We start from the raw sequence: 8,597 nt of genomic DNA on the forward strand, positions 1-8,597 counted from the left end.
AATTCACTCCTTTAAAAATATTTCTTTCTGCCATTTGGCAAAAATAATCAATTGCGACCTAAACGCCTATACCTATTGTTTTTTAAAGGTCATACCTGCCTACCGGGAGGTTCATTGGCGGTTACGACCAATTTTCGGTCATGCTCATTTCATAAATTATTATTTTGCAATATGGATGTAAATAATGAATGCCATTCTGACATTATAACTTCTGGCAAGTACATTTTAGCTTTTAATCGGGCACTTTTTCCCATAAAACAGCGTAATTCAAAATCGTCTATAAGAGTCTTCAATTTTTCTGTAAATTGATTTATATTGCCATTTTCTACCAGGAATCCATTTAGATTGTTATCAATAATATCTTTTGGACCGCTAGGGCAATCAAAAGATACGCAGGGTAATCCACAAGCCATCGCTTCAATTAAAACCATCCCAAAACCCTCTGAACGAGAAGACATAGCATATAAAGATGATTCTAAATATTTGCTTTGGATGTCTCTAATAGGAGGAGAAAAGAAAACAGAATCAGATAAGCCAAGTGTTTTTGCTAATTTAATATGTTGTTGGTCAGGGTCTATTTTGCCAAATACTTCTAATTTCCATTCTGGGTATAGTTCAGAAATGGTTTTCCAGCTTTTTAAAAGCCTATCATACCCTTTTTGAAACCCGTGATTTCCAACTGTTATTACTTTTTTATTATTTAGATTAGATTGTGTTTTTGGATAAAAAGATAAAGGGTTGGGAATCACCTTTAAATTTTTTAATGTCCATTCTTTAGTATTTTGATTTGTTAAAACAACAAAGGCTTTATATTTTTTGGCTCCAAAATGCATTAAATATTTTTGTAGCCTAAACTTAGCTCTATCGAAAAGATTTAAATAATCCTTATTAATAGAAATGTTGATAGAAGCGTGCCTTTCGTAAATCATAGGACAAGAGTTTGAAATTATTCTAGGGATAAAAAACCCTTTAAGCCCATCATCGCAAACCAAAATAATTTCAGGTTGGACTTTGCTTACTACTTTTTGTAATCCTTGTCTATATGAAAAAAAATATTTAAGGTTTTTTCCCGAAGTTTTTATGTCATGATGTTTTATCAATTTACTAAAATCATAAAACAAAGGCATGTCACCTTGATTTAATGTGACAACATGCACCTCATAGTTTAATTGTTCAGCTAAATAACGTGTTTTTATTGACAAAACACGTTCCAAACCTCCGGGACCACAAATTTGATTTGTTATGTATAGCAATTTGATCATTTATTTTAAAGCTTCCATCAAAAATTCTTTTGAGGATTTTATTGATAAGTTTAGTTTTTTTTGTACCAATGTATAATCTATTTTATTTAACTCATGGTCTTTAACCATGTCCTCACTCATAATTAATAAATTATCCAATGCTAAATTAGAAAGTAAGTCTCTCATTCTTGTGTTAATTTTGTCATACCTATTAAAAACCACAAAATCTTTTTCAAAGATAATAGAGAAAGCCACTGCATGAAATGAATTTGAAATTACAAACTCTGCATTTTTTACTAAGTATAAAAACTTTATTGGCCCTTCCAAAAAATAATTTCTATCAGTATATTTTATTAATTCATTAACTGAGATAATTTCCCAACCATATCTTTTTTTTAAGTTTTCAGCCATTTGTTTAATTAAAGAGTTGGAGTCAAAGTCATAAATAAATATATATTTTTTTGTTTTTTTTTGAATAGGGATTAATGATTCCCATTCTGTTGGTTCCAGTAAAAAAACTGGATCAAGCACTTGGTGAGCTCTCTCAATTCCTAAATCCTCAAGTATGGATTTCCCAGATAATTCTCTTACTGAAATATGGTTAAGTCTTGACACTTTTTCTTTAACAAATTCTTTCAAATGATCTTCTAATTTATCTATAGCAAAACTTGCGGCATAGGATATTTTTAATTTATTATCTGGCACAAAATCTAAGTAAAAAGCTGGGTCTTTCCCATTCTCAAAAAATGAATTCCATATTTGGTCGCTACCACATATATAAGCATCAGCTTCTGGAACATCCAATTTTAACTCTTCATTTGATCTATATAATTTTTTTGTACTTTTGATAAACTTTAAAGAAAAATCATCAAATTCTCGTTTACGTTTTAGGCTCTTAAGTCTACTAGGAAGTTTTAGTACTAAATAAGCCAATTTTAAAACAATATTATTATATCTATCATTCGAAATCCTCCATAAATTAAAATGATTGCTTAAATAAGGAGGTTTGTAATGAATAGTTTCTGCTTCGTGCCCTAAAAATTCTAAATGTTTTAATAAGGCATATTCCTGTAAACTAGCACCGTGATTATAAACTTCATGACAGGTAATGGTTTTAATTTTCATTTATTTTAAATATTTTATATATCAAGGAGTTCATTAATTTGTGATAAAGAAATTTCTTTATCATTATTTTTTAATGAAGATAAATTTTCAACAACTTTTTCTTTTAGTTCCATATCAATTAAATAGCGTTCAATTCCATTAGCAATAGCCATTGGAGTCATATTACAAATTAAACCTGTTACTTCATTTTCAATTATTGTATAGGCTGTAGGAAAATTTGTTGTAACAATTGGTTTTTGCAAAATAGTGGCTTCTATAACTGTTAAGCCTAAGCCTTCAAATAATGAGGTTTGGGCGTAAACACAACATGATTTAATGAACGGATATGGATTTTCTTTAAAGCCTAAAAGTATAAAATACTCTTGAAGTTTCTTTTCTTTAATTATATTTTCAATCTCATGGCGTAATGGTCCATCTCCAATTACAAACCATTTTATTCTATACCCTTTCTTAACTAAAATTTCACAAGCTTCTATGGCTAGATGAAAACCTTTGGCTTTTGCTAATCGACCAACAGTAAGAATTTTAGTAATTTCTGTATCATTGTTTAGACCAGAGTTCTCAAAACTCATTTTATTTATAAAATCAACATCAGAAATATCTTTTATTATTTCAATAGATAAATCTTTGCCAATTTTCTTTAACTCATCTTTTATAGATTTTTCACTTTCTTTTGAAACACAAACTATTTTATTATAGCAGTTATAAAATTGGTAATCAAAATCTAAATTATATCCCGCATTTTTATAATCTGTATTTAGCCATGTATACTTTGCTTTTGATGAAACCTTGCTGGCAACATAATATGTGGCAAAACCTTGATTATATGCTATTGCTATATCATAACAACGTTCTAATTTAGAAAATGTGTTTTTAAATACAGACCAATGAATTTGTGCTACATGCAGCTTATTAAATTTTATTTTTTTTAAAAACCAAAATTTTATTCGACGATAAAAATTAAAAAAAGTATTAGTATTTTTATCAAGTAACATGTATTCAATATGTACATTAGAAGGAACAAATTTTTCAAACTCACCCCCTTTTTTAAATAAAATTAATTCAATATTAAATTTATTACAATCTAATAAATTTAATAATGTAACTAGGCTTTTTTCAGCACCTCCACATTGAAGCGATTCTATAACAAATACAATTTTTTGCATTTTTATTGGTTGTTGTAATACTTGTTTACGAAATGTTCTATAGAGTTATGAAAATCTTCAATTCGATCTTTAATAAGTTTTACTTCCCAATTCCACCACGCTATTTTATTTAGTTTTTCTATAACTTCTGTGCTATGCTTTATTTTAATAACTTTAGCTGGACTCCCTGTAGCTACGGCATAATCTGGTACATTTTTAGTAACTACCGAATTTGCACCAATAGTTGCACCATTGCCAATAATAACTCCAGGCATAATGAAAGCCCCCATGCCAATCCAGACATCATTTCCAATAGTAATACCTGCTTTTTGTTTTACTTGGCTTAAAACCTCTTTTTTTAAACTCCCATTGGGTAACATTAATTCATCTTTAAATAGATTATCAATTAATGGAAAATTAGTAATATTAGAAGTGGTATGAAATCCTTCGTCTACTATAAATTTGACATTATTTGCTATACTACAAAATTTTCCAATGACTAACGGCGAATCGGTCCATCTCCAAACTAAAGCTCCATTATCATAAGATTTGTGTCCTAATATAGTGTATGGGTCATTTTTTAAAAAGACAAAATCATGAATTTTAAGTGACTGTTGATAATCTATACCCAAAATTTCCCAAAGATATTTTCTTATAAAAAACTTCATTATCGGAATTTTTTAATTTTTAAAAATAAGCTGTTTAGCAATTCTTTTTCAAATTTAACCATACCAAAATTGTAAATTAGAAGTAAAAATATTAAAGAGTAAATTATACTTTTAAATAAAAAATTTAACCAGCCATTTCCAGGAATAAAATTAATTATATAACCAATCCCTAATATGATAATAAATACGATTAAGGTTTTATGAAATAACTCTTTAAAAAAACGAATGATTTCCAGTTTTAAAACTTTATAATAAAATATATTCATGATATTTTGAGCAATAATCCAGCCAATGATAGTGCCAGAAATCATTCCGAGTGCACCATACTTTATAGCTAAAAAATATCCGATAATAGTACCAATTGCTAAAAATATTAAGTAAATGATTGATTTAAAAGCCACCTTATTTTGTGCTTCAATTAGAGCACCAGTAAAACCCTGAACTAATGGTATGGTGTATGCTAACATAATCATTAATGCGATAATATATGAATCGTAATATGATTCACCAACCCAAAGAAACACAAATTGTTTACCATAAAGAAAAAAGGCTCCAAGAATATATATTAATACAATAAAGGAAACTCTACCAATTTTAATCATAGTATTTGTAAGCTCAGAAGCTGAAGCATTGTTCACTGTCATTTGAGTTGCTCTTGGAAGAAATACTCCCATTATCGCTGATGAAAATGCACCATAATAACTGCCCAATGTTAGCCCAATTGCATATATAGCTAACACTTTGGGATATACAATATTACCAAGAACTATATGACCAGATCTCCATTGAAACTGAGCAACAATACCATAAACAAAAATCCAAACAGAATAACTGAAAATTTGTTTTAAAAATTTAGACTTAAATTCATGAAGCTTGAAACGTACGTTTAATTTATTAAATACATAATACGCTTCAATACAAATAAACAATATATTGAACGCAGTATCAATAATTACTAATGCAATGGCTTTGCCACCCATTGTGAGTACGGCAACCACAACGGCTGTTCTTAAAACATATCGAATGATATTAACCGTTTTTGGGAATACAAAAACCTCATAACCAGAACAAATACCTACAAAACTGCCACCTGGCAAACCAATAGCCAAATTAAATATCAATAAAACATAAATGGTTTTAGCTATTTGTATTTCTTCAGCGTTTAGCTTGGTAAAGTAGGTATCAATATACCCGTAAAAGCTAAACCCAATAATAACAATTATTATTGAGATGCACAGATAAATTAACATGGTAGTTGCTAAAAAATTCTCTTCCCCTTTTCTGTCATTCTCTGCTCGATACTTTGCTACAAATCTGACAATCGTGTTGTTTAGCCCTAAGTCCAAAACAGAGATGGTTCCCACTAAGGCGCCAATAGCTGTATATACGCCGTATTCAGCATTACCAATATGGTTTAAAATGAAGGGGGTTATAAAAAGACCAACCATATTTGTTAAAAAAATAGTAATATAATTAAGAAAAGCTCCTGTTTTTATTTGACTCACAATACTCTTTATTTGGTTTAAATTAAATAGCGTTACAGTCTTCCATTCACTTGTACCTTCAAAACCCCTTTTACATCGTATAAAATACCATTAGGATTTAGTAATGCAGCTAGGTTTATTTTAAGAAACTCTTTATGGGCAACCGTTAAAACAATGGCATCAAAAGTACCTTGTGGTATTTTTTGTATGGTTTTTAAACCATATTCATGCATGACTTCTTCAGGATTCGCCCAAGGGTCGAAAATAGTGACTTCCGTTCCATAACTTTTTAGTTGATTAATCACATCTACTGCTTTGGTGTTGCGCACATCAGGACAGTTTTCCTTAAAGGTGATTCCTAAATTTAGAATTTTAGCTCCTTTAATACGGATATCGTTTTGTACCATTAACTTAATGATCTCTGAAGCTACATATTGCCCCATACTGTCATTAACACGTCGCCCTGCCAATATAATTTCTGGGTGATAACCTACTTCCTGCGCTTTTTGTGCTAGATAATATGGATCTACACCTATACAATGCCCACCTACTAGACCCGGCTTAAAGGGTAAAAAGTTCCATTTGGTGCCAGCAGCTTCCAATACTGCATGCGTATCAATAGCCATCAAATTGAAAATTTTGGCCAATTCATTGACGAAGGCAATATTGATATCGCGTTGCGAATTTTCAATCACTTTCGCCGCTTCAGCTACTTTAATAGTAGGAGCGAGGTGGGTGCCTGCGGTTATCACAGAGGCATACAACTCGTTTACTTTTTTGCCAATTTCTGGCGTGGAGCCTGCTGTTACTTTAAGGATTTTATCTACGGTATGCAATTTATCGCCCGGATTGATGCGCTCTGGTGAGTAGCCCGCAAAGAAATCCTGATTAAATTTTAAACCACTTACTTTTTCTAAAACAGGGATACAGTCTTCTTCTGTGGCTCCGGGATATACCGTGGATTCATAAATAACGATATCTCCCTTTTTAAGGACTTTTCCAACGGTTTCACTGGCTTTGTACAATGGTGTTAAATCTGGTCGGTTGTTTTTGTCAATAGGGGTAGGGACCGTGATGATATAATGATTACAATCTTTAATGGCATCTAAATCACACGAACAATATAATCCGTTTGAATTATCGGGATTCTTTTTTAATACTGCGGTTAAAAGATCTTCCTCAACTTCAAGTGTTACATCCTTTCCAGAAAGTAATTCATTGACACGTTTTTCATTAATATCAAAGCCAACTACATTGTATTTTGTAGCGAACAACCTGGCTAAAGGCAATCCTACATAGCCTAAACCGATGATGGCTATTTTTATATCTTTCATTTTGGGTGTTGTTTTATTGCCTATTGCTTATTTGTTGAATTGTTTATTCGTTTATGGGTCTTCGACAGGCTCAGACTGACATTGGGCGTTGTTTATTAGTTTATCACCGTTACCGATACAATTTTCTTATACTTGGAAAATCACTTGAACTGATGTTTTGTGTTGTTTATTTGTTTATGGCTGTTCATGATGTGATTTTTACTATTCATTTCTAACACTATTCACTACTCACTCAAAATTATTTTAAATGTTCCCAATACCAGACAACAGCTTCTTTTAAACCTGCGCTGATATTGTATTGCGGGTTATAATCTAAAAGGCGTTTTGCTTTTTCGATGGATGCTAGGGAGTGCGGGATATCGCCCACGCGATTTTCGCGATGTTTTATTTCTATAGTTTTTATACTGGCATCAAACTCCGACAAATAGGTTTTTAACAAGGTGGCCAGTTCCAGTAAGGTGGTTCTATCGCCATAAGCGACGTTGTAAACCGTATTCAGGGCGTCTTTATTTTCCGTGGTTAGGGCATTGATGTTCATTTGCACCACGTTGGCTATGTAGGTAAAGTCCCTAGAATAACTGCCATCACCATTGATGATGGGCGATTCATGATCAATAAATTGTTGTACAAATTTAGGGATGACTGCGGCATAGGCACCATTTGGGTCCTGTCTTTTTCCGAAAACATTAAAATATCGAAGCCCTATAGTGTCAAAGTTATAAGTAGTGTGGAAAATATCGGCATACAATTCATTGACGTACTTGGTAATGGCGTAAGGCGATAACGGTTTCCCAATCGTATCTTCAACCTTTGGCAACGCTTCATGGTCGCCATACGTGGATGAACTGGCAGCATAAACAAAGCGTTTAACGCCGGCATCCCTGGCGGCGACCAGCATATTTAAAAATCCGGACACATTGACATCGTTAGTGGTAATGGGATCGTTTATAGATCGGGGCACAGAACCAAGAGCCGCTTCGTGCAACACATAGTCTATATTTAAACACGCCTTTTTGCAATCTTCAAGATGCCGTATGTCGCCTTCCACTAATTTAAAATTCTGGTTTTGAAGAAAGGGTTCGATATTGATGCGCTTACCCGTTGAAAAATTATCCAAACAGACCACCTTTACATGCTGGTTCAATAGCACTTCGCACAGATTGGAGCCAATAAAGCCCGCTCCTCCAGTAACGAGTATCTGTTTTCCTTTTAATAGTTTGGATTGTTGGTCGGTCATTTAAATTTGGGGTTTTAATTAACTGCAGGCAAAGATGTGAAAAATATATTTAATAGGTTCAGTAATTATATCAAGGTCATGATTTTCCCGATGAAATTCAAAACCATGCAGAAATATGGGATGAACCAATAGCTTGGATGCGATTAATAATAATAAATCTGAATTGGTTTAAACTTTTTTGATTGAAGCGGATTCTATATATAAACGTCAGTGCAAACGCTTTTATGGACTTAATGATCTTTGTGGACCCGATAGGCCATTGGAAGAGCCTCCGCACAATAGCGCATGTAGTTGATATTCGGTTGCTTTATGTCAAATTCGGGTTGTTCAGTGAAAGAAACTGAAAAACAACTTTGGCACCTG

The 8,597-nt window shown here is 32.2% G+C and carries 7 protein-coding genes; all 7 read right to left on the bottom strand.

Going from position 1 to position 8,597, the window contains the following annotated elements; all coding sequences use genetic code 11:
• Nucleotides 1-149 precede the first annotated feature (149 nt).
• Complete coding sequence (locus ACU1LP_RS18865) at nucleotides 150-1,214, bottom strand: glycosyltransferase family 4 protein (protein ID WP_445737051.1); 1,065 nt, start codon at nucleotides 1,212-1,214, stop codon at nucleotides 150-152.
• Between the two features lie 48 nt (nucleotides 1,215-1,262).
• Complete coding sequence (locus tag ACU1LP_RS18870; RefSeq protein WP_445737052.1) at nucleotides 1,263-2,366, bottom strand: polysaccharide pyruvyl transferase family protein; 1,104 nt, start codon at nucleotides 2,364-2,366, stop codon at nucleotides 1,263-1,265.
• A 14-nt stretch (nucleotides 2,367-2,380) separates the two neighbouring features.
• A complete protein-coding gene (locus ACU1LP_RS18875) occupies nucleotides 2,381-3,532 on the bottom strand; it encodes a glycosyltransferase (protein WP_445737053.1) in 1,152 nt (383 codons plus the stop codon).
• 2 nt (nucleotides 3,533-3,534) lie between these two features.
• On the bottom strand, nucleotides 3,535-4,179 hold the full coding sequence (locus ACU1LP_RS18880; RefSeq protein ID WP_445737054.1) for a CatB-related O-acetyltransferase: 645 nt from the start codon (nucleotides 4,177-4,179) through the stop codon (nucleotides 3,535-3,537).
• Nucleotides 4,179-5,684 carry a lipopolysaccharide biosynthesis protein gene (locus ACU1LP_RS18885; protein WP_445737055.1) on the bottom strand — a complete coding sequence of 502 codons (1,506 nt, stop codon included), beginning with the start codon at nucleotides 5,682-5,684 and terminating at the stop codon, nucleotides 4,179-4,181. The genes ACU1LP_RS18880 and ACU1LP_RS18885 overlap by 1 nt, the downstream gene beginning before the upstream one ends.
• Before the next feature lie 32 nt (nucleotides 5,685-5,716).
• A complete protein-coding gene (locus ACU1LP_RS18890) occupies nucleotides 5,717-6,997 on the bottom strand; it encodes a nucleotide sugar dehydrogenase (protein ID WP_445737056.1) in 1,281 nt (426 codons plus the stop codon).
• A gap of 238 nt (nucleotides 6,998-7,235) precedes the next feature.
• Nucleotides 7,236-8,234, bottom strand: coding sequence for an SDR family oxidoreductase (locus tag ACU1LP_RS18895; protein ID WP_445737057.1), 999 nt, complete (start codon nucleotides 8,232-8,234; stop codon nucleotides 7,236-7,238).
• Nucleotides 8,235-8,597: the final 363 nt, after the last annotated feature.

The sequence above is a fragment of the Mariniflexile sp. genome (assembly GCF_052728615.1).

Bases quoted from the DNA above. Each gene is read 5' to 3' on its own strand.
- ACU1LP_RS18875 (WP_445737053.1), bottom strand. From the start codon at position 3,532: ATGCAAAAAATTGTATTTGTTATAGAATCGCTTCAATGTGGAGGTGCT.
- ACU1LP_RS18895 (WP_445737057.1), bottom strand. From the start codon at position 8,234: ATGACCGACCAACAATCCAAACTATTAAAAGGAAAACAGATACTCGTT.
- ACU1LP_RS18890 (WP_445737056.1), bottom strand. From the start codon at position 6,997: ATGAAAGATATAAAAATAGCCATCATCGGTTTAGGCTATGTAGGATTG.
- ACU1LP_RS18870 (WP_445737052.1), bottom strand. From the start codon at position 2,366: ATGAAAATTAAAACCATTACCTGTCATGAAGTTTATAATCACGGTGCT.
- ACU1LP_RS18880 (WP_445737054.1), bottom strand. From the start codon at position 4,179: ATGAAGTTTTTTATAAGAAAATATCTTTGGGAAATTTTGGGTATAGAT.